This window comes from Streptomyces sp. NPDC020807 (assembly GCF_040641575.1).
Taxonomy (GTDB): domain Bacteria; phylum Actinomycetota; class Actinomycetes; order Streptomycetales; family Streptomycetaceae; genus Streptomyces.
Genome location: NZ_JBFADU010000036.1, coordinates 21,719 through 45,997, shown reverse-complemented (window position 1 = coordinate 45,997; position 24,279 = coordinate 21,719). Strand labels below are relative to the sequence as shown.

Below are 24,279 nucleotides of genomic sequence, written 5' to 3'. Positions count from 1 at the left end.
CGCTGTCGGCGGCGCGGCCAGAGCGGGGCCGTGGGGGCATGGGTGCATGCCGGGCACCAACACTCTGCCTCGTCCGCGGAGTTTATACGACACGTGTTCACGCATCGTTTCCGCTAGACGGCCCCGATATTTCTGGCAAGGCGCCAACAAGCCTTATTCCCAGGTTCGTTCACCGGGAATCATCGTGGCCGCGCGTTCGTCACCTGGGTATTTCCCGACGCGCCGGACGGCTGAATTCGGATCCCCTGTCAAGGGGTAATGCGACATTGGTATATGTCGGTGTGTCATGCCTTCGGTACCTGCTGGTGAGGGGCTTCCTTCAGCCTATCTTCCGGCGGTCCCGATGCGCAGGCGTTGTGGATCAGTCGGGTGGGCATCATGGTCCGAGACGTGCGGCCGCCGGTGCGGCCGTCCACTGTGGGAGGGACGCTTCGATGGGGGAGAAGGTCGACGCTGCCGGGTTCGACCCGACCGACCGGCAGCAGTACCGGAGAAAGCTCCAGCAGTGCCTGGCGGGACTCGCGAGGCTCCTGGCGGAGAAGAGGTTCGACCGTCCCCGGAATCTCATGGGACTGGAGATCGAACTCAATCTGGCCGGCCCCGACGGACTGCCCCGGATGCTCAACGCCCCGGTCCTGGAAAGGATCGCGAGCTCCGATTTCCAGACCGAACTGGGAATGTTCAACCTGGAAGTGAACATCGCCCCGCACCAGCTCGACGGGAGGGTATTCGACCGGCTCGCCGAGGAGATCGGAACCGGCATCGGATATGCCGACCGCAAGGCCCGCGAGCTCGACGCGAGCGTCGTCATGATCGGCATACTCCCCACGCTCGCCGAGAGCGACCTCGTCCTGGAGAACCTCTCCGTCGCCGACCGCTACACGCTCCTCAACGACGAGATCCTCCAGGCGAGGGGCGAGGACTTCACCCTCGACATCCACGGGGTGGAACGCCTCCTGTGCACCTCGGCGTCGATCGTGCCCGAGGCCGCCTGCACCTCCGTCCAGCTCCACCTGCAGGTGACCCCGGCCCGGTTCCCCGCCGTCTGGAACGCCGCCCAGGCGGTCTCCGGCGTGCAGATCGCACTCGGCGCCAACGCCCCCTTCGTCTTCGGCCGCGAGGTGTGGCGCGAGTCGCGGCCCCCGCTCTTCACGCAGGCCACCGACACCCGACCGCCCGAGCTCCAGTCCCAGGGGGTCAGGCCGCGCACCTGGTTCGGGGAGCGGTGGGTGGACTCGGTGTACGACCTCTTCGAGGAGAACCTCCGCTACTTCCCCGCCCTGCTCCCGATCTGCGACGAGGAGGACCCCCTCCTCGTCCTGGACCGGGGCGGGGTGCCGAAGCTCCACGAGCTCGTGCTGCACAACGGCACGGTCTACCGCTGGAACCGGCCGGTCTACGGGTGGGTCGACGGCGTCCCGCACCTGCGCGTCGAGAACCGCGTCCTGCCCGCCGGGCCGACCGTCACCGACGTGATCGCCAACGCCGCCTTCTACTACGGGCTCGTGCGCTCGCTCGCCGACGACCCGCGGCCGGTGTGGAAGCGGATGGCCTTCGAGGACGCCGAAGCCAACTTCGACACCGCCTGCCGGTACGGCATCGAAGCGGAGCTGCGCTGGCCCCGGGCGGGACGCGCGGGCGGCGTCGCGACCCTCCCGGCCGTACGACTCGTCCTCGACGAGCTGCTGCCGCTCGCCGCGGCCGGGCTCGACGCCTGGCGCATCGAGCCCGCGGACCGGGACTTCTACCTCGGGGTCATCGAGCAGCGCTGCCTGCGGCGGGTCAACGGCGCCTCCTGGCAGGCGGACACCTTCCACAAGGCGCGGGAGGCGGGGCTGAGCCGGGAGGCGGCGCTCGCGGCGACGACGCGGCGGTACCGGACGCTGATGGAGGAGGGCGAGCCGGTGCACCTGTGGCCGGTCGGGATCGACTGACGGTCGTCGGGAGCGTCGGACGCCTGTCGGGATCTACCGGCGGTCGTCGGGAGCGTCGGACGCCCGTCGGGGTCGTCGGACGCCCGTCGGGATCTACTGGCGGTCGCCTCCCGCCGCGGCGGTCCGCTCTTCGGCCGCTCTCTTCCCCGTCGTATGGGTGATCATGTCCAGGTAGTCGGCATGGGCCCGCGACGGGGAAGTGGAGACAGGTGTGGTGTCGGAGCAAGACGTGAGGGACGCTTCCCTGCCCCCCGGTGGCCTGCCGCGCAAGGTGCTGCGCTCCGAGACGCTGATCGTGCTCGCGCTCTCGCTCGGCGCGAGCGCGGTCTCGTCCCTCATCAGCTTCATCGGCTCCCTGACCAAACCCGGTGCCCTCAAGGAGCAGGCGGCGACCCTCAACGGGTCGTACGCGCCCGGCCGCCCGTGGCTCGACCTCTCGTGGCAGCTCTTCGGCATCGCCTCGGCGCTCGTGCCGGTCGTCCTCGTCGCCCATCTGCTGCTGCGCGAGGGCGTCGGGATGCGGGCCATCGGCTTCGACCGCACCCGGCCCTGGCCGGACCTGGGGCGCGGCGCGCTGGTCGCGGCCGGCATCGGCAGCGCCGGGCTCGCGTTCTACCTGGCGGCGCGGGCGTCCGGGTTCAACCTGACGGTCGTGCCGGAGTCACTCCCGGACGTGTGGTGGAAGTACCCCGTCCTGATCCTGTCGGCGATCCAGAACTCCGTACTGGAGGAGGTGATCGTCGTCGGCTATCTGCTGCGCAGACTGGGGCAGTTGGGCTGGACGCCGATGGCGGCGCTGGTCGCGAGTTCGGTGCTGCGCGGCTCGTACCACCTGTACCAGGGGATCGGCGGCTTCGTCGGCAACGTGGTGATGGGGGTCGTCTTCGTGCTCCTGTACCGGCGCTGGGGGCGGGTCGGGCCGCTGGTGGTGGCGCACGCGCTGCTCGACATCGTGGCGTTCGTGGGATACGGGCTGCTCGCGGGCAAGGTGGGGTGGCTGCCCACCGGGTGACCCTCAGGCGTGCAGCTCGCCCTCGACGACCGTCACCGCGTGGCCGGACAGCAGGGTGCGTTCGCCGCGCAGGCGGGTCCGGACGAGGCCCGTGCGGGCGCCGCCCTGGAAGCCGGTGAGGTCGTCGCGGCCGAGGCGGGCCGCCCAGTACGGGGCGAGGGCGGTGTGGGCGCTGCCGGTGACCGGGTCCTCGGCGATGCCGACGGCGGGGAAGAAGCAGCGGGAGACGAAGTCGTAGCCCTCGGAGGGGTTCTCGGCGCGGGCGGTGGCGATGATGCCGCGCGAGGAGAGCGTCACGAGGGCCGGGACGTCCGGGGTGAGCCCGCGGACCGTGGCCTCGTCACGGAGCTCGACGACGAGGTCGCCGATGTGGGCGGCCGTGTCGTGGACGGCGAGCACCTCGGCGCCGAGCGCCCGCTCCAGGCCCTCGGGGGTGGGGACCCGGGTGAGGGAGGACGTCGGGAAGTCCATGGTGATCGTGCCGTCCGCCTCGGCCGTGGCGCCGAGGACGCCCGAGCGGGTCGCGAAGCGGACGGTTCCGGTCGCCGCGCCGGTGGTGTGCAGGACGTGGGCCGTGGCGAGGGTCGCGTGGCCGCACATGTCGACCTCCGTGGTGGGGGTGAACCAGCGCAGGGCCCAGTCCGCCTCGCCGCCGGCCGGGAGGGGGTGCGCGAACGCCGTCTCGGAGAGGTTCACCTCCGCCGCGACCTTCCGGAGCCAGGTGTCGTCGGGGAAGGAGTCGAGGAGGAGGACGCCCGCCGGGTTTCCGGAGAAGGGCTGGTCAGTGAAGGCGTCGACGATTCGGATCCGCATGCGGACGACCGTACAAGGCGGGGGAGCCGGCGGAACAAGGCCAATCGCGGATCACTGGACCGCATTTTTCCCTCGGCGCGGGCGCGAGGGCGCGAGGGCGCGCGGGCACGCTGACGCGCGTGCAGGTCGGCGGGTTGGCGGGCCGGCGAGCAGACGGGCGGGGTCACAGAGGTGAGAGGAGCATGAGGATCTCGTCTCGGTCGTCCTCGGCGCCCATGCGGAGCGCGCCGGGCCAGCGGCCGATCTCCTGCCAGCCGAGGCGGCCGTAGAAGTCCTCGAGGCCGATGCCGCCGCGTGCGGCGAGCCGCAGCTGTTCGAGGCCCATCTCGTCGCGGGCGATCGTCCGGGCCCGGCGCATCAGGCCCGCTCCGACGCCGAGCCCGCGTGCCCGGAGGCTCGTCTGGACGTGGTGGACGCTGCCCCAGTGCGCGACGAGCGGGAACGGGTCGCGGCGCAGGTGCAGCCAGCCGGCGAGGGAGTCGTCGAGGGTCGCGAGGACCAGGCGGCTGCTCGCCGGGTCGAGGCTCGTCACGATGCGGTCGACCGCGGCGGTCACCTCGGCCGGGTCGACCGGCGGGAAGGGGAAACCCGCGGCGCCGCCCGCGTCGCTGACCTCCGTCCAGCACGCGGCGAGCGACGCGACGAGGGTGTGGGACACCGAATCGGGGGTGACGAGCTGGGTGTAGTGGGGGACGGCGGGGCGGTCGTCGATCATGGCGGGATCCTCGCACCTCCGCGCTGAGCGCTCAGTGCTCGGTGTCGGTGTCGGTGTCGCCGTCGGCGGCGAGGAGTTCGCGCTTCACGCGCGCGTACTCGGCCACGGCCCGCGGACCGCCGCGGTGGTACTCGGCCCAGAAGTCAGGGCGTTGCCAGCGGGCGTCCGCCAGGCGGGTGCGGCCGTCGGCGATGACCAGGGTCCAGCCCGGCGGTACGCGGGCGTCCACCGTCTCGAAGTCGGCGGCGTCCCAGAGAAGGCCGGGATCGGGCGTGGTCGGGCCGAGGACGCGGATCTGGCAGTCGATGTCGTGCGCGACCAGCTCCAGGACCGGGTAGACACCGCCGACGTGGACGCCGTCGTACGCGGTGACCGGGACGCCGGCTTCGGGGTGGGTGATGCGCAGGCATCTGACGCGCATGGTGAACTCCGGTGGGTGGCGGGGCTGGAGGGCGGGGGCGGCGGGGCACCTGGCGGTGGGGGTCGGCTTCGGGTCGCGCTCGCCCCGCTCTCGGTGACGAGGGTGATCGTAGGCCCGGTCGGTCCGCCGGCGGGGCGGCCGCCGCCCTGTCCTGCCGTGAGCGTCGGGGCTCAGCGCAGCCGTCGCGCGCGCAGCACCACGTCGTCCGTGTGGTGCGCGCCGGCACCGCCTTCGGGCGCCACGCGGGGGCGCTGTTCGTCCGCCTCCACCTCCCAGGCGTCGGTGAGCAGGGCGGCCACCATCGAGGGCCAGACGTAGTCGGCGGGGTCGAAGCCGCTGTCGTGCGCCTGCTGCGTCTCCATCCCGGCGTGGTGGACGAGCAGCAGCACGCCGCCGGGCGCGACGGCCGCGAGCAGCGCCCGCTCGGCCGCGGCGTCGGGGGTGCGCAGCAGCGCCGGATACTGCGCGGAGACCAGGTCGAAGGAGGCCGGTGGGAGCGCCGCTTCCGCCAGCCCCGCGTGGACCCAGCGGACGTCGACGCCCGCGTCCCGCGCGTGCCCGGCCGCCCGCTCCAGCGCCACGCCCGAGACCTCGAGCGCGGTCACGTCCCAGCCGCCGCGGGCGAGCCAGACGGCGTCCGCGCCCTCGCCGCAGCCGACGTCGAGCACCCGCCCGGGGGTGAGCCCGGCGACCTCGGCCACGAGCGCGCCGTTGGGCTGCCCGCTCCACAGCTGGTGGCGGTCGGAGTACCGCTGGTCCCACTCCGCCCGTACGGCGGGGTCTCCGACGTATCCGTCGCCGGGCAGGGGAGTGGCGGGTGCAGGCGATTCCGCCGCGATGTTGTCGGTCATGGGCCCAACGTCGTTGACCGTGCCCCGGTCGCGCCACTCCTGTTGCCGCTCTGGCAAAACGGCCGTCCCACGGGGGCATGTGGGCTCGGTTTCTTGCTCGACGAACAGTTCCGATATATCGTTGACGCATCGCGACAGTTCAACGATGACTTTCGAGAGAGGAGCGTTGCGATGCGTTCACATGGACACGAGTACGGAAACGGACACGGAGCCGGTCGTGGGGCCTGCGGCCCCGGACCTCGTGGGGGATTCGAAGGGCGCCGGGCCGCGTTCGGGCCGTTCGGGCCCGGCGGGTTCGGGCCCGGCCCCTTCGGGCCGGGGTTCGGCGGGCGAGGCCGCGGTGGCGGCCGGGGGAGGGCGCGGCGCGGTGACGTGCGCGCGTCGATCCTGGCGCTCCTGAAGGACCGCCCGATGCACGGTTACGAGATGATCCGCGAGATCGGGGAGCGGAGCGACGGGGCCTGGAAGCCCAGCCCCGGCTCGGTCTACCCGACCCTCCAGATGCTGGAGGACGAGGGGCTGATCACCAGCGCGAGCGAGGGTGGCAAGAAGCTGTTCACCCTCACCGACGCCGGGCGCGCCGAGGCCGAGCAGGGGCCCGAGGCTCCTTGGGAAGAGGCCGGGCGCGGGGTGGACTGGGAGGCGGTGAACGAGATCCGGCAGGCCGGCTTCGGCCTGATGGAGGCGTTCGGGCAGGTCTGGAAGACCGGCACCGCCGAGCAGCGGCAGAAGGCCGTGGGCGTGATCAACGACGCCCGGAAGAAGCTGTACCTGATCCTTGCCGACGAGGGCTGAGATCGGGAGTACGGGAGAGGGCCCCGCGACGTCGTGTCGCGGGGCCCTCTCCCGTGTCCGCGGTCAGGCCATCAGGGCGGACCGAGTCCGCGGTCAGGCCACCAGGCCGGCGAGCTTGCGGAGCGACTCCGTCAGCGCCGCCGTCGCCGAGTCCTTGAGCTTGCCCGCCATCAGCGAGACCGCCGCACCGGTGAACTCGCCGTCGATCCGCATCGTCGTCGCCTCGCCGTCCGCCGCCAGCGAGTAGCGCGTGCCGACGATCACGCCCATCGGGCCCTTGCCCCGGATGGCGAGGGTCCGTCCGGCCTCCAGCTCCTCGACCGTCCAGAGGACCTCCGCCGGGAATCCCATCAGCTTCATGTTCTCGGTGAAGGTGGCGCCCGCCTCCAGGGACGCCGGGCCACCGTTCGGGAAGCTGGTGTGCGTGGCGTTCCACTCCCCGTACGAGGAGAAGTCCGTGAGGCGCTCCCAGACCTTCCCGGTCGGCGCCTCGATCCGTGCCTCCGCGCTGACTTCGGCCATGCGACCACCCCTTCAGGCGTGCCAACTCGTTCCGGTGTCGCGGAACGTAGCCGGGTGGCCGTGAACATTCAATACTGATGAACCGTCAGTTCTGCGGTGGCCGGTCCCGTGCCGTCACCGATCCACCAGATCTCCGCCGAGTCGAAACTGTCGGAGGCGCGCGGCGCCCCGTCCTCCTCGTGGCAGTGGAACGCGGCCCAGAACAGATCGGCGGGCAGCGCCTCCCGGGGTGCGTACACCCGGTACACGTACTGCCGCCCGTCGACCGCGAGCAGCGCCACCATCCAGAACACGATCGTAGGACGAACGGCAACGGGCCTGTGGTTGCGGAGGGGGCGCAATGCAAGGCGGCTCGCGCCCCTGGACGGGATCTGCCGGAATCTCCTCCGTGAGGATGAGGCGCCGCGCGCCTGTGCCCACCCCCGGTGGGACGCGGACATGCTTCTCGGCGCCGATGTGTCCGCGGCCAAGGCCTGATGAGGTGGAAAGGTGCAGCGTCCCGACTCCCGCCTTCCCGCGCCGCTCGGGCGGTCCCTTGCCCGCGCCGAGTCGGCTTTTCCGTCTCCGGCCCAGTCTCCGTCCTCACCTGCGGCCCCGTACCCGCCCCTGTACCCGTCCCCGGCCCCGTATCAGGCTCCGTCCCCGGCTTCTTCCTCTCCGCTGGAGCCCTCGCTCGTGGTGGCGCTGTCGAGCGCGCGTCGGAGAGCCCTGCGGGACGGCGACCGGCAGATCGACACCGCTCACCTCCTCCACGCGCTCGTCGAGTCCGACCCGGACGTCGTCGCGGTCTTCGACGGCGACCGTCAGCTCGCCCGCGTGCTCGGCTACCTCGCCCAGCGCTCCATCGGGTACGGACTCCGGTGGCAGCGCTCGGTGGAGGGGCCCGGGGAGGGGGCGGGCGTCCAGGTCCCCGGGTGGTCGCCCTTCGCCGTCGCCGCCCTGGAAGGGGCCGTGCTGAGGGCCGCCGGGCGCGGTGCCGAGCGGGTCCGCGCGCTCGATCTGTTCGCCCTCGTCGTCGCCGGTGACCCCGGGTGCAGGGCCGTCGAGGTGCTGCGGCGGGCCGGGGTCGATCCGGCCGCCCTGGGGGCCCGTGTCGCCGGGAAGGCCGCGCTGCCGTCTCAACAGGTGTAACGGGGGTTACGCGCCTGACGACGTCCTGTCATCATGGCCCGATGCACGCGTCTCAGGGGAGAAGCGCCGGCCTGGGACTAGCCCTGGCATCGGCCTTCGCATTCGGTGGTTCAGGAGTGGCGGCCAAGCCGCTCATCGAGGCGGGGCTCGACCCGCTTCACGTGGTGTGGCTGCGCGTCGCGGGCGCCGCGCTCGTCATGCTTCCCGTGGCCTGGCGCCACCGGGACCTCCTGCGCCGCAAACCCGCCCTCCTCGTGGGATTCGGCCTCCTCGCCGTCGCCGGTGTCCAGGCCTTCTACTTCGCCTCGATCTCCCGGATCCCCGTCGGGGTCGCCCTGCTCATCGAGTACCTCGCCCCGGCCCTCGTCCTCGGCTGGGTCCGCTTCGTCCAGCGCCGTCCGGTCACCCGCGCCGCCGCCGTCGGCGTCGTCCTGGCCGTCGGCGGACTCGCCTGCGTCGTCCAGGTCTGGTCCGGGCTGAGCTTCGACCTCGTCGGGCTGCTGCTCGCGCTCGCCGCCGCCTGCTGCCAGGTCGGCTACTTCGTCCTCTCCGACCAGGGCGCGGGCGAGGCCGAGCAGGCCGACCCGATCGGCGTCATCGCGTACGGGCTCCTCATCGGCGCCCTCGTCCTCACGGTCGTGGCCCGGCCGTGGGGCATGGACTGGGCGGTCCTCGGCGGTCGCGCCGACTTGAACGGCACCAGCGTCCCCGCGTGGCTGCTGATCGGGTACTTCGTCCTGATCGCGACCGTCCTCGCGTACGTCACCGGTGTCGTCTCGGTGCGCAGGCTCTCCCCGCAGGTCGCGGGTGTCGTGGCCTGCCTGGAGGCGGTCGTCGCGACCGTCCTCGCCTGGGTGCTGCTCGGCGAGCACCTGGACGCGCCGCAGATCCTCGGCGGCGCGCTGGTCCTCGTCGGCGCGTTCATCGCGCAGTCGTCGACGCCGAAGGCGGCGGCGGTGGAGCCGGTCGCGGGGTCGGCGGCCGGGGCGGTGACCGCATCGGCGGCCGGGCCGTCCCAGCCTGCGACCGGGTCGGTCGCGCCGGTGGCCGGGTCGGCGGCGGACCTCTCCGAGGCGGGCGATACCGGGTTGTCGGCCGGACGGACCCGCTCCTAAGCTGGCGCGCATGCAGAAGACCGTGCTTCCGCCGCCCGCCGCCTAGCGCGCGCGGCGACACTTCCTGACGAAGACCGGGCCCGGGTGGGCCGTTTCACGCCACCCGGGCGGTTCGTCGCTGTCCGCGCGGAGCCAGCGACCACCACCCTCCACCCCTGTCTTCCACGGAGCACACACGTGTCGAACTCTTCGGGACCCGCCCTGTCCGTCGGGCGGAGCCTCCTCTTCCTCGTCGTCGCCGGGATCGCCTGGGGCACCGCCGGTGCCGCGGCCTCACTGATCTTCCGCGTCAGCGACACGGGCCCGCTCGCCCTCTCCTTCTGGCGCTGCGTCGGCGGCCTCGCGCTGCTGCTCGCCGCGCTGGCCGTGCGGTCCCGGCGCGGCCGGGCCCGTACCGTCGCGGAATCCCGCGGCCGGCGCGCGGCGCGCATCCTCGGCACCGGGATCGGGCTGACCGTCTTCCAGAGCGCCTACTTCGCCGCCGTCCAGGCCACCGGACTCGCCGTCGGCACCGTCGTCACCCTCGGCGCGGGCCCCGTGCTCATCGCCGTCGGCGCCCGGATCACGATGGGGGAGCGGATCGGGCGCGGTGGCCTCCTCGCCGTCACCGGTGCGCTCGCCGGACTCGTCGTCCTCGTCCTGGGCGGCGGGGCGGCGGAGGTACGGCCGCTCGGCGTGGTCCTCGCGGTCGTCTCGGCCGCCGGGTACGCGGCGATCACCCTGCTCACCCGGTGGCTCGGCCGCGACGGCGGCCGTGCGGACGCCCTCGCCACCACCACCTGGGCCTTCGCCGTCGGCGCGGTCGGCCTGCTGCCCTTCGCGGCGGCCGAGGGACTCGTCCCGCACACGGCGTCGCCGGTGCGGGTCGTGCTGCTGTTCGTGTACGTGGCGGCCGTACCGACCGCCCTCGCCTACGCCCTCTACTTCGCCGGGGCGGCCGTCGTACGGGCCGCCACCGTCTCCGTGATCATGCTCCTCGAACCGGTGAGCGCGGCCCTGATCGCCGTCGCGCTCCTCGGCGAGCGCCTCACGGCCGCGATCGTCCTCGGCACGCTGCTCCTGCTCGCCGCCGTGCTGGGGCTCGCCTTCGCGGAGACGAGGGGGAGGGAAGGCGCCGGCGACGGTGGGCGGGAGGCTGCTGTGGCGGTGTAGGCCGGCTGCTCGGCGGTGCCCGCTCAGTCGGCCGTACGGCGGCGGAGCTGGTGGGAGCGGGCGGCCAGGTCGCCCGGGCCCGCGCGCTCGACGAGCCGGGCGCCGATGCGGTCCTGGACGTCCTGCGGCTTGTTGCCCGCGTACTTGAACTTCGCCCGCACCTCCGTCACGGCCAGGTCCAGGACCCGGATGCCCGGCAGGAGGCGGCCGAAGGGGGCCTGGCCCGGGGCGACCGGGGCGGTCCCGCCGTCCGGCTGGAAGTGGTCGACCTGGAGGTTGAGCAGCTCCGCCTTCTCCGCCGGGTCGTCCACCACGCGGGCCGTGCAGCGCAGTTGCACGGCCGCGTAGTACGAGGTCGGGGTGCCGTGCTCGGGCGGGGCGCCCTCGGGAGCCGACCACGGGCCGGGGACGTACACGTGGTCGTCGACCACGCTCAGGAGCACCGTCGGGTTCGCTTCGAGCGCCCGCCAGAGCGGGTTCGGGCGGGCGAGGTGGGTCAGCGCACGGCCGTACGGGCCGGGCCCCGCCTCGTACCGGAAGTGGATCGGCTGCACCCACGGCGGCTCGCCGGCAAGGCCGTTGACCGCGAGCTGGCCGAAGTCGTGGCGGTCCAGCCAGTCTCGCCACTCGCCCTCGTCGTGGGCCGCGTCCCAGGGGTGGATCAGCATCGGGGTCTCTCTGTCTCGGAGGAAGGGGGAGGAAGGGGGAGGGGGAGGGGTCGTCGCGGTCAGAGGGCGGCGAGGTAGGCGGGGAGGGGGACGGCCGGGTCCAGGTCGTCGGCCGGGACGGGGGTGCCGTAGGCCGTCCGTACGGGGACGACGCCGGTCCAGTGGGGGAGCGCGAGGTCCTCTGCGTCGTCGTTCGGGCCGCCGGCGCGGACCTTCGCCGAGACCTCGTCCAGGTCGAGCCGGATCACGGCGGTCGCGGCGAGCTCCTTGGCGTTCGCGGGGCGGGAGTCGGCCGAGCGGCCAGGGACGACGTGGTCGACGAGCGCGTCGAGGGCGGTGCGCAGCTCCTCGGGGTCGGTGACCTGGTGGGCGGTGCCGTGGACGACCACCGAGCGGTAGTTGAGGGAGTGGTGCATCGCCGAGCGCGCGAGGACGAGGCCGTCGACGTGGGTCACCGTGAGGCAGACGGGGAGACCGGGGGACTCGACGCCGTCGCCGGCGGCGCGGAGGGGGCGCGAGCCGGTGGAGCCGTGGACGTACAGGCGGTCGTCGACGCGGGCGAAGAGGGTGGGGAGGACGACGGGGGCGCCGTCGCGGACGAAGCCGAGGTGGCAGACGTAGGCGGTGTCGAGTATCCCGTGGACGAGGTCCTTGTCGTAGGAGGCTCTGGCGCGCTTGCGGGTGGGGGTGGTGCGGTCGGTGGGGGTGTAGGAGGCGGGCGCGTCGGCCGCGGGTGCGTCGGCGGTGGTGGCGGTCATGTTGCTCTCCTTATTGCACTAGTGCATACTGTGGTTTGTGCTAGGAGAGTATCGGATCGAAGGTCGTCGCGCATCGGACATTGCCGCCAGCGTGGAGCGCGGGGTGGGTCTCGGCGCCCTGGAGCCCGGGCAACTACTACCGCCCATGCGGGAGTTGGCGGCGACGCTCGGGGTCAACCCCAATACCGTCGCCGCCGCGTACCGCACCCTGCGGGAGCGCGGGGTGATCGAGACGGACGGGCGGCGCGGCAGTCGCGTCCGGCCGCGGCCCGCCACGACCGCGCGCGGCTCCATCCGGGTCCACGCGCCCGCGGGGGTACGGGACATCAGCAACGGCAACCCCGATCCGGCGCTCCTGCCGCCGCTCGACGAGGCCTTCGCGGCCGTCGCCCGGCGCTACGCGGAGCGGCCCGGCATGTACGGGGAGGCGCCCGTCGACGAGGAGTTCGCGCGGCTCGCGCGGGCCGCGTTCGACGCGGACGGGGTGCCCGGTGGGCCCGTCGGAGCGGCCTCCGGATCCTGCGACGCCATCGAGCGGCTGCTCGTCGCGCATCTGCGGCCCGGAGACGCGGTCGCCGTCGAGGATCCCGGATGGGGGAGCCTGCTCGACCTCGTACCGGCGCTCGGGCTCCGGCCCGTGCCCGTCGCGGTGGACGACGACGGGGTCCTGCCGGAGGAGATCGAGCGGGCGATCCGGCGGGACGGGGCGCGGGCGGTGATCGTCACCGACCGGGCGCAGAACCCCACCGGGGCGTGCGTGGGCGAGGCGCGGGCGCGGGAGCTGCGGCGGGTGCTCGCCGCGCACCGGGACGTCCTCGTCGTCGACGACGACCACGGGCACGGCATCGTCGCCCAGCCGCTCCACTCGCTCGCCGGGGTCACCGACCGTTGGATGCTCGTCCGGTCCGTCGCCAAGGCGTACGGGCCCGACCTGCGCGTCGCCGCCTTCACCGGCGACGCGGAGAGCGTGGACCGGGTCCTCGGGCGGCAGCGGCTCGGGCCCGGGTGGGTCAGCCGGCTCCTCCAGGGAACCGTCGCGCACCTCTGGGCCACCGGTGCGGTGGACCCGGCGGCGGTCGCGTCGTCGTACGGGGAACGGCGCGACGCGCTCGTACGGGAGCTCGCGCGGCGGGGTGTCGTGGCGCACGGGCGGAGCGGCATGAACGTCTGGGTGCCGGTCGCCGACGAGACGGGCGCCGTGGCACGGCTGCTCGCGGCCGGCTGGGCGGTGGCGCCGGGGGCGCGGTTCCGGATGGAGACGGGGCCGGCGGTACGGCTCACGGTGTCCGGGCTCGCGGTGGAGGACGTGGAGGCGCTGGGGGAGGCGGCTGCGGGGGCGGCGGGGGTGGGGGTGGCGCGGAGCTGGGGGTAGGGGGCGGCTCGTCGTCTCGCGGGCCGCGCCCGCCCTCCGCTGGGGCGGGTGCGCACACCGAGCCCGCGTCCCCTGCCGGGCCTAGGCGTCCGTGCCTGCACCCGCGCTACAGGTGCGGTGCGCTGCGGGTCCTGGTGCGGGTGCCGGTCCGGGCGCGGGGTGCGGAGGCGCCGCTGAGGGCGCCGCTCCGTGTGCCCACCCGTGCCCAAGCTCTTCGAGCAGGGGGGACCGCGGCCCAGCGGGACGACTGCCCACGCCGGGGGGCGGCGACGGCCTGCGGTCGGGCGGCGACGCCTTCTGGGTGCCGCGCGGGCGTGGTCTCGTCCGGGTCAGGGCCGCGCCCGTCAGGATCACCGCCGCGCCCACCGGCGTGTTCCACGTCAGGTGCTCGCCGAGGAGGGCCACGCCCGCCGCCGTCGCGATCACCGGGATGAAGTACGTGACCATCGCCGCCGTCGTCGGGCCGACCTCCGCCACCAGGCCGTACTGGAGCAGCATCGCGCAGCCCGTGCCCAGGGCGCCGAGGGCCACCACGGAGAGCAGGGGGAGGAGGGGGACGCCGTGCGGCACGGTGGTGAAGAAGGGGGTCACCGCGGCCAGTTGGAGGGTCGCCAGGCCCACCTGGGAGCCCGCGAGCGCCAGGTTCGACGTTCCCGAGCCGCTCAGCGTCCTGCGGACGTAGACCCAGCCCACCGCGTAACTGAACGACGCGAGCAGCGCCAGCGCCGTGCCCGTCACGTCCAGGCCCGAGAAGCCCTGCCACGCGCCGAGGACCGTCAGGACGCCCATGAAGCCGAGGCCCAGGCCGGCCGCGCGGATTCTCGTCGGGCGGTCCTCCGAGAGGGCCACGAGGGAGAGCGCCATGCCCCACAGCGGGGTCGTCGCGTTGCAGATGCCCGCCAGGGTGGACGGGACGGTGAGTTCGGCGTACGCGAAGAGCGCGAACGGGAGGGCGTTCAGGAGGAGGGCCGCGACGGACAGATGGGCCCATACCCGCGCTCCGCGCGGCAGGCGGTCGCGCTTCACCGCGATCGCGACGGCCAGCACCGCCGTACCGAACAGGAGCCGCCCGAACGTCACCTGGAGGGGCGCGAACCCCTCCGTGCCGACCTTGATGAGGAGGAAGCTGAACCCCCAGATGAGGGAAAGGGCGCCGAAGCGGACCCGCCAGTCGAGGAGGCGGGGAGGGAGGGGTGCGGGGCGGCTCATGTGTTCAGGGTGGGCGCGGCGATCTCGTAGGACAAGCGAGAATTCCTCGACCCCTTGCCTTAGCATTGCTTACATGTTGAACCTGGAGCGCCTGCGCACCCTCGACGCCGTCGCCCGGCACGGCTCCGTCAGCGGCGCCGCCGACGGGCTCCACGTCACCACCTCCGCCGTCTCCCAGCAGCTCTCCAAGCTGGAGCGCGAGGTCGGGCAGCAGCTCCTCGCCAAGAACGGCCGCGGCGTCCGGCTCACCGACGCCGGCCTGCTGCTCGCCCAGCACGCCGCCCGCATCCTGTCCCAGGTCGAGCTGGCCCAGGCCGACATCGAGGCCCAGCGTGGCCAGGTGGTCGGGGAGGTGCGCCTCGCCGCCTTCCCGACCGCCGCCCGCGGCCTCATCCCCGGCGCGCTCGCCTCCCTCCGCGCCGCCCACCCCGACCTGCTCGTCCGCACCACCGAGCTGGAGCCCGATCCCGGGGTGCGCGCGGTGCTCCGCGGCGATGCCGACCTCGCGATCGTCCTGGACTGGAGCAACAAGCGCGCCCCCGTTCCCGGCGGGCTCGAACGCGCCCATCTCCTCGACGACTCCGCCGACGTGGCCCTCCCCGTCGGTCACCGCCTGGCAGGGCGCGAGACGGTGGACCTGGTGGACTTCGCCGAGGAGGAGTGGGTCTCCTGGCCCGAGGGCGAGTTCTGCCACGACTGGCTGATGTTCACGCTCCGCTCCCAGGGCATCGAGCCGCGCATCGGGCACCTCGCCGGGGAGCACCACACGCAGCTCGCGCTCGTCGCGGCGGGGCTCGGGGTGTGTGTCACGCCCCGCCTCGGCCGCCCGCTGCCGGAGGGCGTGGTGTTCGTTCCCGTGCGGCAGACGATGCGGCGGCACATCTACGCCACCTGGCGCACCGACGCCGGGCGGCGCCCCTCCGTGCGGGCCGTCGTCAGCGCCCTGCGGGCCGCCGCCGAGGCGGTGCCGGGCGCCGGACAGGCCGTGCCGGGGGTCGCCGGCGCGGCCTGAGCCGTACGGGTGTACGGGTGGACGGGTGGACGGGTGTATGGGTGTACGGGTGCCCCGTCGCCCGTCAGATCTTGCGGAAGTCCCAGGACGTGACCGCCTCCGGCGTCAGGCGCATCCACGCGTGCCTGCCGTCGTGCGGCATGGATTCCATGCCGAAGTTCTTCGCCGCGAAGAGCTGTTCGGGCGCCTCCAGTTCGGGGCACGGCAGGCCCGTGCGCGGTGCCTCGCCGACGAACTCCACCGTGCCCGCGAGCTCCACGCCCCGCAGTTCGCCGTACTCCTCGCCCGCGTCCACCACGACGGCGATCGTGGGGTTCGCGCGCAGTTCCGCCCAGCGGCGGCTGCGGGTGATCGAGTACAGCCACAGGGAGGTGCCGTCCCAGGCGAACCAGAGCGCGCTGAGGTGAGGGCGGCCGTCGGCCGACACCGTCGCGACCCGGCAGGTGCGCTGTTCCGCGAGGAAGGCGTCGATCTCGGCAGGGGTCATCATGATCCGGCGCCCACGGCGCTGTGCGACGGTCATCGTCCGCACCCTTCTGGATTTCTGACGGGACGTCAGAAAGCATGGGGTGCCCCGCGTCCGTGTGCAAGGGCAAGGGCAAGGGCAAGGGCGGGGCGAAGGGCAAGGGCGGGGCCGAGGGGTCGTGCCGAAGTGTGGAGAAAGGGGAGGGTATGGGATCACGTGCCAAGGAGTGGCTCGCGGAGTCGATCCGTCCGGACGGGGGTGTCGTCCTGCTCACCGTCGAATGCCAGCGGGGTGTCGTGGGCCCGGAGAGCGCCCTCCCCGAACTCGCCGCCGTGGCACGCGCGTCGGGCGCTCTGCGCAACGTGGCGCGACTGGTCGACGCGGCCCACGGGGCCGGCGTCCAGGTGATCCACGCCGTCGCCGAGCGGCGCCCCGACGGGCGCGGCGCCAACGCCAACGCGCGGCTCTTCCACGCCGCCGCGCGGCTTCCCGTGCAGCAGCACAGCGGCAGTACCGCCGTGCGGATCGCCGAACCGATCGTCGTCGCCGACGAGGACCTCGTCGTCCGGCGCCTGCACGGGCTCTCGCCGATCGCCGGCACCGACGTCGACGCGCTGCTGCGCAACCTCGGCTGCCGCACCCTGATCGTGACCGGGGTCTCCGCCAACGTCGCCGTGCCGAACGCCGTCTTCGACGCCGTGAACCACGGCTACACGGTCGTCGTGCCCGGCGACGCCATCGCGGGGGTGCCGGCCGACTACACCCCCGCCATGATCCGGAACACCCTCGCCCTCGTCGCGACCGTCACCACCACCGACGAGGTGCTGGGGTGCTGGAAAGCTCCCCGGCGCCGTGCCGTGGGGGCGGCGGGCGTCGAGGGCGGTGCGGGCGGCGGGGGCGGTGCGGGCGGCGGGGGTGCCGAGGGCGTCAGCCGAAGCTGATCTTCTCGCCCTGTACCTGGATCGGCGTCGGCGGCAGGGGCGCCGTCGCCGGTCCGGACTTCACGCTGCCGTCCGACGCGTCGAAGTGGCTCTGGTGGCACGGGCAGATGATCACCCCGTCCTTGACGGCGCTGACCGCGCATCCCGCGTGGGTGCACTTCGACGAGTACGCCTTGAACTCACCGGCCCTGGGCTGGGTGATCACCACCCCCTTGTCGGCGAGGACCTTGCCGCCGCCCACCGGGATGTCCCCGGTGAGGGCCAGCGTCGCGGGCGTCTGCTCCCCGCCCTCCTGGACCCGGTCCTTGCTGTCGCCGCCCTCGCCGCCCTCGCTCCCGCACGCCGCGAGCGCCGCCGTGAGGCCCGCGGCACCCGCCGCCGCGACCACCGTCCTGCGTGCCACTCCGCTCATGTACTGCCCCTCTTTCCCTCGTACGCCGGTGTGTTGCCGTGCGGCCTGCCGTCCTGATGCGTCGTGCCGCGAGTCGACGGTACGGGGGTGACCTGTGCCCCGTTCACAGGTTCGTCGCTTCGGGGGCCTTACAGTTCCGAGTAGAGTGTCGGATCCTGGACACTCTGCGAGGTAAGTGTCAATCTCGTGACGGGGCGGGAACGGAGGCGACGCGCATGCCGACGAGGTCGGTCAGCGTTCACCACGTACGGGCGGCGCTGCTCGGAGCCGAGCGGGGCGGCGTTCCCGCGGAGCCGCTGCTCGCCCGCGCCGGGCTGCACTCCGACGTCCTCGACGGCGAGCACGCGCGCGTCCCCGCCGAGCAGTTCGGGCAGCTCGTCAGGATGCTCTGGACCGCCCTCGACGACGAACTCATCGGCTTCGGCGGCACGCCGAGCAAGCTCGGCACCTTCGCGATGATGGGCCACGCCGTCGTCCACGGCAGCCGCGACCTGAGGCAGGCGCTCCGCCGCGGCGAGGCCTTCTACTCCCTCTTCCCCTCCGGGCCGCGCTTCCGCCTCGTCGAGCCGCCCGGCGGCGACGAGGCCCGGATGGAGTTCGACGTCACCGGCTACGACGATCCCCTCCGCTTCGGAGCGGAGTCCACCGTGCTCGTCGCCCACCGCTTCGCCGGCTGGCTCATCCGGCGCCGGATCGGGCTGCGCCGCGTCGAGTTCACCTACCCCGAGCCGCGCCACGCGCAGGAGTACGCCCTGCTGTTCGGCGCCCCCTGCGTCTTCGGCGCCGCCCGCACCGCCGCCGTCTTCGACCGGGCCGACCTCGACGAACCCGTCCTGCGGGACGCGGCCGCCCTCGGGATCCTCCTCCGTCGCGCCCCCGTCGCCCTCCTCGTCTGCGCCGACCACGGCGGGACGAGCACGGTCACGGGCCGCGTACGGCACCTGATCGGGGCCTCCCTGCCGGTGGCGCCGGTGCCGACGCCCGAGCAGCTCGCCGAGCGGCTGTCCGTCAGCCCGCAGACGCTCCGGCGCCGGTTGGCCGCCGAGGGCACCACGTACCAGCGCGTGCGCGACCAGGTCCGGCGCGACCACGCCATCGCCGCGCTCACGGGCGGCCGGGTCTCCATCGAGCGCCTCTCGCGGCAGCTCGGCTTCTCCGAACCCAGCGCGTTCCACCGGGCGTTCCGGCGGTGGACGGGGGAGACGCCGCGCGCCTTCCAGGCGCGGGGCGGGTGAGACCTCGGGCGGTACCAGGGGCGGCACCTCGCGCGGGACGGCCCCGGGGTGGGGCCTCGCGCGGGTCCCGGGGTGGCACCTTGCGCGGGACCGCCCCGGGCCGGCACCTCGCGCGGGACCTCCGTCGAGACCTCCCGGTCAACAACTCTGAGCGGTACGGTCACGGTCGCCGCCCACCGCCCGTCCTACCGTCCCGCCATGACCGCAATCGACCGGTCCGGCGCCGTCGCGCGGCCCCCGGACCCCACCGCCCGGCCGTGAACGCGCGCCGTGCCGTCGGTGCCGTCCTCGGCACCGGAGTCCTGTTCTGTCTCCTCGCCGGTGTGGCCGTCACCTCTCTCGGCGTCCGCGTCGACGGTACGAGCATGGCGCCCACCCTCCACGAGGGCGACCGGGTGCTCGTCGCCCCCGGTTCGGCGGGCGAGGCGCGGCGCTTCGACGTCGTCCTGCTCCGGGCGACCGGGAGGGACGCGCTGCTCGTGAAGCGGGTGATCGCGCTGCCGGGCGACCGCGTCGGCATCGTCTCCACGCCCGACCGGCCCTTCGACGTCCTCCTCCAGGAAGGGGGGAAGGGGCCCGTCCGCCGGGTGGTGGCGGGTCAGTGGGCCGAGCAGGCGCACCGTACGGGCGCCTGCTGCGGGCCCGACGGAGCCCGGTCGTCGCGGGCCGAACTGCGGACCGTGCCCGAGGGTTCGTTCTTCTATCTCGGCGACAACCCCGACCTGTCGGACGACTCCCGGGCGTACGGCTGGGGCCGACTCGACCGGGTCGAGGGCAGGGTCGGCCTGCGGGCGTACCCGTTCTCCGCCTCGCCGGGGCTCGGCGGGCGGCCCGTACTGGAGGACGGGGGCGGGGCGGGTGCGGGGCCCGGGCCGGGGCCGTAGTCCTTCCGCCTATGAGGCCTGGGACGGGCCCGCGTTCCGGACCTGGTTCTCGTGGCCCGTGCTCAGGGCGACCCGGAGCACCGTGTCCGCGATCCTCCGTGCCGACTCCTCGGGCGAGGAGGTCGCCTGGACGATGTGGCTGGCGGTCAGCCGGACCGCCGCGTCGACGGCCAGTTCGCGCGCGACCGGGTCCACGCCCGGCCACGCCTCCGTGACGTACGCGTCGGCCATCGCGGTCGCGGTGGCGAAGGCAGCGGCCGAACGGGTGGTGAGGTAGGGGAGCAGCCCGTCGTCGCCGGTACTCGTCAGCATCGACCGGATCAGGGGATTGCGGCCGGCCAGCCGAAGTGTGAAGCCGACCGCCGCCTCGACGGCCGCGCGCAGGTCGTCCCGGTGCGCGTCGAGGCCTTCCTGGATGCCGACGAGGCAGCGCTCCAACTCGCGCTGGAACAGGGCCTCGCCGACCGCTTCCTTCGAGGCGAACTCGGAGTACAGCGTCTGACGGCTCACGCCGACCGCGCTCGCCAGGTGCGCCATGCGCAGCTTGTCGAAGCCGCGCTCGGCGACGGCCTCGTACGCGGCGTCCAGCAGGCGTTCGCGCAGCAGTGTCCGGACCGTCTCCCTGAAGCGTGGCATCGGCCAAGCCTAGACCAGGGGAATTCTCCCGAGGATTGTCAGAAGCGTTGACAGTTCTTGTGAGAGTGTCCAATTCTCGAACAGGCAGCCGCAAAGTGTCATTAGGCCACTGCGGCACGACGGTTGGAGACCTCCCATGCAGCACGAGACCCGAGGCGTCACCCGCTGGCGCAGATCCACCTTCCTCGCCCTCCCCGCCACGGCCGCCGTGGCGGCGATGGCCACGGCGATGGTGCAGGGCGCGCTCGCCGCGAACCTCTCGCTGACGAGCGTCCCGTTCACCCTCAGCTCCAAGACCGTGGCGGCGTCGCAGGGCATCGGCGCGGTCATGCACACCATCGACGCGGGCGGCGCGAAGGGCGCCGCCGAGGTCGGCATCGCCAAGGCCGGCCTCGACGGCATCTGCGTCCACGCCACCCAGTCGGTCAACCTTCCGGTGATCGGCAGCCTCGGCACCTGGTCGCTGAACATCTCCTCGCCGGCGGCGGCGACCCCGCTGACCAGCGATCAGCTGGTCGCCGGGGCCGGGCTCCAGGCGAACAAGCTCGTGCTCGACGCCCAGGCGCTCAGGGCGGCCACCGCCACGCTCAACGCGAGCGACGCCACCCCGAACGTGATCGGTGCCGCCGCCGACGGCGCCGCCATCAAGGGGACCGGCATCACCGACGGCACCCCGGGCCAGTTCGGCCTCGACGCCACCGGTGGCCGTACCGACATCAAGAACCTCAACGCCGACGCCAACGGCGCCACGATCTCCGGCGCGATCACCCTGCCGGACCTCGCGATCGCCATCCAGCACGGCGACAAGCCCTGCTGACACCCGCTCGGCAGACCGGGACGGAGGTCCGCGTCCCCTCGGGGGCGCGGATCTCCGGCTCCGCTCCTTCTCCGCTCCTCCTCCGTTCCGCCGTTCCGTCCTTCGTCCGCTCTTCTGTTCTTCCGCTCCTTGCACCCGCCTTCGAACCCGCCGACTGCGAGGCCTCTCATGACCGCTGAACCGCCGCCGCCGCCACCGGCGCCGTCGTCCACCTCGGCTGTGCGCCGCGCGCGCCTGGCCTTCCGCAACTGGCGCCGTACCAGGCCGTTCTGGGCGGCCGTCTGGACCGCCCTCGGCGGATTCGTCATCTTCTTCCTGCCGATGGCACCGCTCGGCAAGATCCTCCAGGTCGGCGTCGGAGGCATCGCGGGCATGGCCGGCGGAGTCGTCCTCATGGCGATGGCCCTCCTCGTCCTCCTGCTGCCCAGCCAGCGCCACACGGCCGGCGTCATCGCCGTGATCGCGGGGGTCGCCTCGTTCCCGCTGTCGAACCTCGGCGGCCTGTTCGTCGGCATGGCCCTCTCCGTCCTCGGCGGCTCGATGGCCTTCGCCTGGCTGCCCGAGAAGCCGGTCGGCCGCCGCCGCGTGCGTCTGGGGAGGGGAACGGCGTGAAGGGCCCGAAGAACCTCAAGCGGGTGGGGCGCGTGGCCCGGGTGCCCGCGCACGGCGCCCGCCTCGCGACGGAGTGGAACACCCGGATGCTCGCCGAGGCGGGCGACGGGACCCGGCGCGGCACCCGTTGGGGACGCGGCGCGCTGGCCTTCGTCCCCTCGGCGCTCGCCGTCGGCGTCCTCGGTACGGCCCTGGCGCAGGGCGCCCTCGCCGCCAACTTCAGCGTCACCGGCCAGCCCTTCACCCTCACCTCCAACGGGGTCCGGGGATCCGGCTTCGGCGCCATCGTCAACACCCCCGCCGTCGGGCGCCCTGACGGCACCACGACCACCAACACGGCGATGGCCCGCGTCGGATTCGCGAGTGCCGGGCTCGCCGGGCTGTGCGGGATCGTGCACCAGACGATCGCCGGAGTGCCGTACTCGCTCCTCCTCACCGGCGGCCAGAAGGTGACGGCCACCCCGCCCGCCTCGTTCACCACCGACATCGACGCCTCGAACCTCTACATCCAGGCCACCGAACTCCAGGCGTACGGGCCGACGACCCTGCAGAACGCGGTGCTCGGCCAGTCCGCCGACCAGGTCACCGTGGCCGGGAAGCCGCTCACGGGCGCGCTGCCCGGCGGGTTCGGGCTCGGCTCGGCGGGCGGTGAGGGCGGCAGCTCCATCAACCTGCACGGCCTGAACGCGACGGCGTACGACGCCGAGATGGCCGGGGCGCTCGTCCTTCCCGACCTGAAGATCAGGGTCGTCGCGGGAACGGCCACGGCGTGCTGAGCCACGGGGCGAGGGGGTCGGCCGGGGCGGTCCGGAACGGCGACCTCCGCACCGGCGCCTTCCGCACCGGCGCCCTCCGGGGCCATGCCCTCAGGGCCGGGTTCAGGTGGTTCACGGCCTTCCGGCGGACCCGGCCGTTCTGGGGCGGGGTGTGGATGGTCGCCGGAGGGTGGACCGTCCTCAAGTTCTCCCTCAGCTCGCTCCAGTTGATCGTGAGCACCGGTTTCGGGGGAGTGGCGGGGTACCTCGTCGGCGGCGGGATGATCCTCTGCGGTCTGATCCCGATGGCGCTGCCCGGGCAGCGCTTCACCTTCGGGCTCATCGGGGCCGTCCTCGCCGTCGTCTCGCTCGTCGTCTCCAACCTCGGGGGCTTCCTGCTCGGCATGACCCTCGGCATCCTCGGGGGCTCCATGATGGTCGGCTGGGGAGCGAAGCGGCCGCGCGGCCGAGCGGCGGTGGAGGGATGAGGCGCGGGGCGCGGGTCGGGACGCGGGTCGACGGACGGGCCGGGGCGCGGGCCGAGGGACGGGCCGGGGCGCGGGTCGACGGACGGGCCGGGGCGCGGGTCGACGGACGGGCCGGGGCGCGGGCCGAGGGACGGGCCGGGGCGCGGGCCGAGGGACGGGCCGGCGGGGCGCGCGGGGCGCGGCGCAAGGCGGTGGCCGTCGCCGCCGCCCTCGTGCTCGCCGTCGCCACCGCCGTCTGGTCCGGGCAGCCGAGCAGCGCCGCCGCCCGCTCGGCGGCCGCGGTCGAGCCGCTCGGCGTGCCCTTCCTGCCCGCGCCCGACCCGCTGCACGTCACCATCGACAGCATGGTCGCCGTGTCCATGACCGTGGACAAGAACGTCACCATCCGGCTCTCCGACGGGACGACGCGCACGACGACCCAGTACACCTTCACCAAGCTCAAGATCCGCTCGCACATGAACGTGACCCAGCGGTCGGCGGCCGGGCACACCGTCACCATCGACGTGCCGGGCGAGGGCTCGCTCGGCGGCTACGACAGCGAGGGCAAACCGGAGACGACCACGATGTGGGGGAACATCACCAACGTCTGCGTCCGGGTCCTCCTCAAGATCTGCGGGGTCCAGGGACTGCTCGACTTCTTCGGCTCCCTCATCCCGCTCACCGCCGGGGCCGAGGACTTCGTCGGCGACATCTACGCGATCCGCACGGTCGACGACCACGCGGCCCTGAACTCCACCGACAACCCCGTCCACCTTCCCGGAACCATCTCGGTGACCATGCCATGAACCGCGAGAACCCGACCCCCGTCGAGGGCCGCACCCACTGGCGCCGCTCGCTCGCCGTCGCCGTGCCCGCCCTCCTGGTGGCGGGCGGGATCGCCTCCGCGATGGCGAGCGGCGCGCTGGCCGTCGGCCTCCGGATCCAGGACAGGCCCGTCGACTTCACCACCAGCAGCCTGTACGGGACGCAGTACGGCGCCGCCGTCGTCGACCAGAACGTCGTACGGCCCGACGGCTCCACCGGCGTCGTGCGGGTCCTGCGCATGGGCTTCGCGGACGGGGTGATCAACGGGCTGTGCCTGAGTCAGCGGCAGCAGATCGCGGGAGCCACGTACACGCTGATGCTGACCCTCGGCGACGACAATCCGGGTTCCTGGGAGATCCGGACGCAGAACACCGTCCTCGACCTGCGGACCGCCACCGGCGTCCTCGACATGGACGGGATCGTCGACCTCAACGTCAACGGCGCCGACGTGAAGACCGTCAAGGACGCTTCGGGGGCGTACGTCGTCAACCCGCTGAACAGCCCGCAGCACCGTTTCGGCATCCAGGCGCGGTACGCCAAGTTCGACCGGATCGTCGGCACAGCCCAGGACTTCCAGATCCCCGGCCTGCTCGCCACGCCGAAGCTCAAGCTCTCGGTGAAGCCGGGCACGGTGGCCTGCCCGGCACCGGCCGATCCCACGGGCACGCCCGGCACACCGTGAGGGGTGCGTGACCGTGCGAGTTCCTTCGGTGCGGGCCTACCTGATGTTCGGTACGACCTGGCAGACT

Annotated in this window: 29 protein-coding genes; 17 read left to right on the top strand and 12 right to left on the bottom strand. The window is 73.5% G+C overall.

The annotated features are described in order from the left end of the window. Window positions 1-434 precede the first annotated feature (434 nt). Both AB0G79_RS31525 and AB0G79_RS31520 read left to right on the top strand, forming a co-directional pair. Window positions 435-1,934 carry a glutamate--cysteine ligase gene (locus AB0G79_RS31525; RefSeq protein ID WP_360812560.1) on the top strand — a complete coding sequence of 500 codons (1,500 nt, stop codon included), beginning with the start codon at window positions 435-437 and terminating at the stop codon, window positions 1,932-1,934. A gap of 229 nt (window positions 1,935-2,163) precedes the next feature. Next, window positions 2,164-2,946, top strand: coding sequence for a CPBP family intramembrane glutamic endopeptidase (locus tag AB0G79_RS31520; RefSeq protein ID WP_360812558.1), 783 nt, complete (start codon window positions 2,164-2,166; stop codon window positions 2,944-2,946). Window positions 2,947-2,949: 3 nt separating this feature from the next. On the opposite strand, the gene AB0G79_RS31515 is transcribed toward AB0G79_RS31520, so the two are convergent. From AB0G79_RS31515 to AB0G79_RS31500, 4 genes are all read right to left on the bottom strand, one after another. Next, the gene (locus AB0G79_RS31515) at window positions 2,950-3,759 is read right to left on the bottom strand and encodes a PhzF family phenazine biosynthesis protein (RefSeq protein WP_360812556.1); all 810 of its coding nucleotides are present in this window, start codon (window positions 3,757-3,759) and stop codon (window positions 2,950-2,952) included. A gap of 163 nt (window positions 3,760-3,922) precedes the next feature. After that, window positions 3,923-4,474: a GNAT family N-acetyltransferase gene (locus tag AB0G79_RS31510; RefSeq protein WP_360812554.1), complete on the bottom strand. Its 552-nt coding sequence runs from the start codon at window positions 4,472-4,474 to the stop codon at window positions 3,923-3,925. 31 nt (window positions 4,475-4,505) lie between these two features. Then, window positions 4,506-4,895: a hypothetical protein gene (locus AB0G79_RS31505; RefSeq protein ID WP_360812552.1), complete on the bottom strand. Its 390-nt coding sequence runs from the start codon at window positions 4,893-4,895 to the stop codon at window positions 4,506-4,508. Between the two features lie 170 nt (window positions 4,896-5,065). Then, window positions 5,066-5,746 (bottom strand): class I SAM-dependent methyltransferase, encoded by a 681-nt coding sequence (locus AB0G79_RS31500; protein ID WP_360812550.1) that lies wholly within the window; start codon window positions 5,744-5,746, stop codon window positions 5,066-5,068. 171 nt (window positions 5,747-5,917) lie between these two features. On the opposite strand from AB0G79_RS31500, the gene AB0G79_RS31495 reads away from it, so the two are divergent. Further along, the gene (locus AB0G79_RS31495; protein ID WP_360812548.1) at window positions 5,918-6,541 is read left to right on the top strand and encodes a PadR family transcriptional regulator; all 624 of its coding nucleotides are present in this window, start codon (window positions 5,918-5,920) and stop codon (window positions 6,539-6,541) included. A 93-nt stretch (window positions 6,542-6,634) separates the two neighbouring features. Here the strand turns inward: AB0G79_RS31495 and AB0G79_RS31490 are convergent, their stop codons facing one another. Then, window positions 6,635-7,063 (bottom strand): SRPBCC family protein, encoded by a 429-nt coding sequence (locus tag AB0G79_RS31490; protein WP_360812546.1) that lies wholly within the window; start codon window positions 7,061-7,063, stop codon window positions 6,635-6,637. Window positions 7,064-7,131: 68 nt separating this feature from the next. After that, a complete protein-coding gene (locus AB0G79_RS31485) occupies window positions 7,132-7,356 on the bottom strand; it encodes a hypothetical protein (RefSeq protein ID WP_360812544.1) in 225 nt (74 codons plus the stop codon). Window positions 7,357-7,738: 382 nt separating this feature from the next. On the opposite strand from AB0G79_RS31485, the gene AB0G79_RS31480 reads away from it, so the two are divergent. The 3 genes from AB0G79_RS31480 (at window position 7,739) to AB0G79_RS31470 (ending at window position 10,461) form a co-directional block, all read left to right on the top strand. Then, window positions 7,739-8,194: a Clp protease N-terminal domain-containing protein gene (locus AB0G79_RS31480; RefSeq protein WP_360812542.1), complete on the top strand. Its 456-nt coding sequence runs from the start codon at window positions 7,739-7,741 to the stop codon at window positions 8,192-8,194. 41 nt (window positions 8,195-8,235) lie between these two features. Further along, the gene (locus tag AB0G79_RS31475; RefSeq protein WP_360812540.1) at window positions 8,236-9,309 is read left to right on the top strand and encodes an EamA family transporter; all 1,074 of its coding nucleotides are present in this window, start codon (window positions 8,236-8,238) and stop codon (window positions 9,307-9,309) included. Window positions 9,310-9,486: 177 nt separating this feature from the next. Continuing rightward, a complete protein-coding gene (locus AB0G79_RS31470) occupies window positions 9,487-10,461 on the top strand; it encodes an EamA family transporter (RefSeq protein ID WP_360812538.1) in 975 nt (324 codons plus the stop codon). A gap of 23 nt (window positions 10,462-10,484) precedes the next feature. On the opposite strand, the gene AB0G79_RS31465 is transcribed toward AB0G79_RS31470, so the two are convergent. Further along, on the bottom strand, window positions 10,485-11,129 hold the full coding sequence (locus tag AB0G79_RS31465) for an FMN-binding negative transcriptional regulator (protein ID WP_360812536.1): 645 nt from the start codon (window positions 11,127-11,129) through the stop codon (window positions 10,485-10,487). 59 nt (window positions 11,130-11,188) lie between these two features. Next, the gene (locus tag AB0G79_RS31460) at window positions 11,189-11,887 is read right to left on the bottom strand and encodes a pyridoxamine 5'-phosphate oxidase family protein (RefSeq protein ID WP_360812534.1); all 699 of its coding nucleotides are present in this window, start codon (window positions 11,885-11,887) and stop codon (window positions 11,189-11,191) included. A 37-nt stretch (window positions 11,888-11,924) separates the two neighbouring features. Between AB0G79_RS31460 and AB0G79_RS31455 the strand changes: the two genes are divergently transcribed. Continuing rightward, window positions 11,925-13,259 (top strand): aminotransferase class I/II-fold pyridoxal phosphate-dependent enzyme, encoded by a 1,335-nt coding sequence (locus AB0G79_RS31455; RefSeq protein WP_360812532.1) that lies wholly within the window; start codon window positions 11,925-11,927, stop codon window positions 13,257-13,259. An 81-nt stretch (window positions 13,260-13,340) separates the two neighbouring features. On the opposite strand, the gene AB0G79_RS31450 is transcribed toward AB0G79_RS31455, so the two are convergent. Further along, window positions 13,341-14,468 carry a DMT family transporter gene (locus AB0G79_RS31450; protein WP_360812530.1) on the bottom strand — a complete coding sequence of 376 codons (1,128 nt, stop codon included), beginning with the start codon at window positions 14,466-14,468 and terminating at the stop codon, window positions 13,341-13,343. 73 nt (window positions 14,469-14,541) lie between these two features. Between AB0G79_RS31450 and AB0G79_RS31445 the strand changes: the two genes are divergently transcribed. Further along, entirely contained in the window at window positions 14,542-15,480 is a 939-nt protein-coding gene (locus tag AB0G79_RS31445) for a LysR family transcriptional regulator (protein WP_360812528.1), read from the top strand. Window positions 15,481-15,544: 64 nt separating this feature from the next. On the opposite strand, the gene AB0G79_RS31440 is transcribed toward AB0G79_RS31445, so the two are convergent. Next, a complete protein-coding gene (locus AB0G79_RS31440; RefSeq protein ID WP_360812526.1) occupies window positions 15,545-16,003 on the bottom strand; it encodes a pyridoxamine 5'-phosphate oxidase family protein in 459 nt (152 codons plus the stop codon). A 149-nt stretch (window positions 16,004-16,152) separates the two neighbouring features. On the opposite strand from AB0G79_RS31440, the gene AB0G79_RS31435 reads away from it, so the two are divergent. Then, window positions 16,153-16,887 carry a cysteine hydrolase gene (locus AB0G79_RS31435; protein ID WP_360812524.1) on the top strand — a complete coding sequence of 245 codons (735 nt, stop codon included), beginning with the start codon at window positions 16,153-16,155 and terminating at the stop codon, window positions 16,885-16,887. On the opposite strand, the gene AB0G79_RS31430 is transcribed toward AB0G79_RS31435, so the two are convergent. Beyond that, a complete protein-coding gene (locus tag AB0G79_RS31430) occupies window positions 16,874-17,299 on the bottom strand; it encodes a Rieske (2Fe-2S) protein (RefSeq protein WP_360812522.1) in 426 nt (141 codons plus the stop codon). The genes AB0G79_RS31435 and AB0G79_RS31430 overlap by 14 nt on opposite strands. Window positions 17,300-17,514: 215 nt before the next feature. Between AB0G79_RS31430 and AB0G79_RS31425 the strand changes: the two genes are divergently transcribed. Continuing rightward, window positions 17,515-18,534, top strand: coding sequence for an AraC family transcriptional regulator (locus AB0G79_RS31425; RefSeq protein WP_360812520.1), 1,020 nt, complete (start codon window positions 17,515-17,517; stop codon window positions 18,532-18,534). A 257-nt stretch (window positions 18,535-18,791) separates the two neighbouring features. Continuing rightward, entirely contained in the window at window positions 18,792-19,418 is a 627-nt protein-coding gene (lepB, locus tag AB0G79_RS31420; RefSeq protein WP_360812518.1) for a signal peptidase I, read from the top strand. 9 nt (window positions 19,419-19,427) lie between these two features. On the opposite strand, the gene AB0G79_RS31415 is transcribed toward lepB, so the two are convergent. Beyond that, window positions 19,428-20,054 carry a TetR family transcriptional regulator gene (locus AB0G79_RS31415; protein ID WP_360812516.1) on the bottom strand — a complete coding sequence of 209 codons (627 nt, stop codon included), beginning with the start codon at window positions 20,052-20,054 and terminating at the stop codon, window positions 19,428-19,430. A 136-nt stretch (window positions 20,055-20,190) separates the two neighbouring features. Here AB0G79_RS31415 and AB0G79_RS31410 point away from each other — a divergent pair, with 136 nt between their 5' ends. The 6 genes from AB0G79_RS31410 to AB0G79_RS31385 all read left to right on the top strand — a co-directional run bounded on the left by AB0G79_RS31410 (window position 20,191) and on the right by AB0G79_RS31385 (window position 24,212). Continuing rightward, window positions 20,191-20,871 (top strand): cholesterol esterase, encoded by a 681-nt coding sequence (locus AB0G79_RS31410; RefSeq protein WP_360812514.1) that lies wholly within the window; start codon window positions 20,191-20,193, stop codon window positions 20,869-20,871. A 168-nt stretch (window positions 20,872-21,039) separates the two neighbouring features. Next, entirely contained in the window at window positions 21,040-21,483 is a 444-nt protein-coding gene (locus AB0G79_RS31405; RefSeq protein WP_360812510.1) for a DUF6114 domain-containing protein, read from the top strand. After that, window positions 21,480-22,259 (top strand): DUF6230 family protein, encoded by a 780-nt coding sequence (locus tag AB0G79_RS31400; RefSeq protein ID WP_360812508.1) that lies wholly within the window; start codon window positions 21,480-21,482, stop codon window positions 22,257-22,259. The genes AB0G79_RS31405 and AB0G79_RS31400 overlap by 4 nt, the downstream gene beginning before the upstream one ends. Beyond that, a complete protein-coding gene (locus tag AB0G79_RS31395) occupies window positions 22,253-22,726 on the top strand; it encodes a DUF6114 domain-containing protein (protein ID WP_360812506.1) in 474 nt (157 codons plus the stop codon). The genes AB0G79_RS31400 and AB0G79_RS31395 overlap by 7 nt, the downstream gene beginning before the upstream one ends. Then, entirely contained in the window at window positions 22,723-23,511 is a 789-nt protein-coding gene (locus AB0G79_RS31390; RefSeq protein WP_360812504.1) for a hypothetical protein, read from the top strand. The genes AB0G79_RS31395 and AB0G79_RS31390 overlap by 4 nt, the downstream gene beginning before the upstream one ends. Next, entirely contained in the window at window positions 23,508-24,212 is a 705-nt protein-coding gene (locus AB0G79_RS31385) for a DUF6230 family protein (protein ID WP_360812502.1), read from the top strand. Before AB0G79_RS31390 ends, AB0G79_RS31385 begins: the two co-directional genes overlap by 4 nt. Window positions 24,213-24,279: the final 67 nt, after the last annotated feature.

Excerpts from the sequence above, each read along its gene's own strand:
- AB0G79_RS31525 (WP_360812560.1), top strand. The coding sequence starts at position 435 with ATGGGGGAGAAGGTCGACGCTGCCGGGTTCGACCCGACCGACCGGCAG.
- AB0G79_RS31515 (WP_360812556.1), bottom strand. The coding sequence starts at position 3,759 with ATGCGGATCCGAATCGTCGACGCCTTCACTGACCAGCCCTTCTCCGGA.
- AB0G79_RS31510 (WP_360812554.1), bottom strand. The coding sequence starts at position 4,474 with ATGATCGACGACCGCCCCGCCGTCCCCCACTACACCCAGCTCGTCACC.
- AB0G79_RS31505 (WP_360812552.1), bottom strand. The coding sequence starts at position 4,895 with ATGCGCGTCAGATGCCTGCGCATCACCCACCCCGAAGCCGGCGTCCCG.
- AB0G79_RS31500 (WP_360812550.1), bottom strand. The coding sequence starts at position 5,746 with ATGACCGACAACATCGCGGCGGAATCGCCTGCACCCGCCACTCCCCTG.
- AB0G79_RS31495 (WP_360812548.1), top strand. The coding sequence starts at position 5,918 with ATGCGTTCACATGGACACGAGTACGGAAACGGACACGGAGCCGGTCGT.
- AB0G79_RS31490 (WP_360812546.1), bottom strand. The coding sequence starts at position 7,063 with ATGGCCGAAGTCAGCGCGGAGGCACGGATCGAGGCGCCGACCGGGAAG.
- AB0G79_RS31475 (WP_360812540.1), top strand. The coding sequence starts at position 8,236 with ATGCACGCGTCTCAGGGGAGAAGCGCCGGCCTGGGACTAGCCCTGGCA.
- AB0G79_RS31465 (WP_360812536.1), bottom strand. The coding sequence starts at position 11,129 with ATGCTGATCCACCCCTGGGACGCGGCCCACGACGAGGGCGAGTGGCGA.
- AB0G79_RS31460 (WP_360812534.1), bottom strand. The coding sequence starts at position 11,887 with ATGACCGCCACCACCGCCGACGCACCCGCGGCCGACGCGCCCGCCTCC.
- AB0G79_RS31450 (WP_360812530.1), bottom strand. The coding sequence starts at position 14,468 with ATGAGCCGCCCCGCACCCCTCCCTCCCCGCCTCCTCGACTGGCGGGTC.
- AB0G79_RS31445 (WP_360812528.1), top strand. The coding sequence starts at position 14,542 with ATGTTGAACCTGGAGCGCCTGCGCACCCTCGACGCCGTCGCCCGGCAC.
- AB0G79_RS31440 (WP_360812526.1), bottom strand. The coding sequence starts at position 16,003 with ATGACCGTCGCACAGCGCCGTGGGCGCCGGATCATGATGACCCCTGCC.
- AB0G79_RS31435 (WP_360812524.1), top strand. The coding sequence starts at position 16,153 with ATGGGATCACGTGCCAAGGAGTGGCTCGCGGAGTCGATCCGTCCGGAC.
- AB0G79_RS31430 (WP_360812522.1), bottom strand. The coding sequence starts at position 17,299 with ATGAGCGGAGTGGCACGCAGGACGGTGGTCGCGGCGGCGGGTGCCGCG.
- AB0G79_RS31425 (WP_360812520.1), top strand. The coding sequence starts at position 17,515 with ATGCCGACGAGGTCGGTCAGCGTTCACCACGTACGGGCGGCGCTGCTC.
- AB0G79_RS31415 (WP_360812516.1), bottom strand. The coding sequence starts at position 20,054 with ATGCCACGCTTCAGGGAGACGGTCCGGACACTGCTGCGCGAACGCCTG.
- AB0G79_RS31410 (WP_360812514.1), top strand. The coding sequence starts at position 20,191 with ATGCAGCACGAGACCCGAGGCGTCACCCGCTGGCGCAGATCCACCTTC.
- AB0G79_RS31405 (WP_360812510.1), top strand. The coding sequence starts at position 21,040 with ATGACCGCTGAACCGCCGCCGCCGCCACCGGCGCCGTCGTCCACCTCG.
- AB0G79_RS31390 (WP_360812504.1), top strand. The coding sequence starts at position 22,723 with ATGAGGCGCGGGGCGCGGGTCGGGACGCGGGTCGACGGACGGGCCGGG.
- AB0G79_RS31385 (WP_360812502.1), top strand. The coding sequence starts at position 23,508 with ATGAACCGCGAGAACCCGACCCCCGTCGAGGGCCGCACCCACTGGCGC.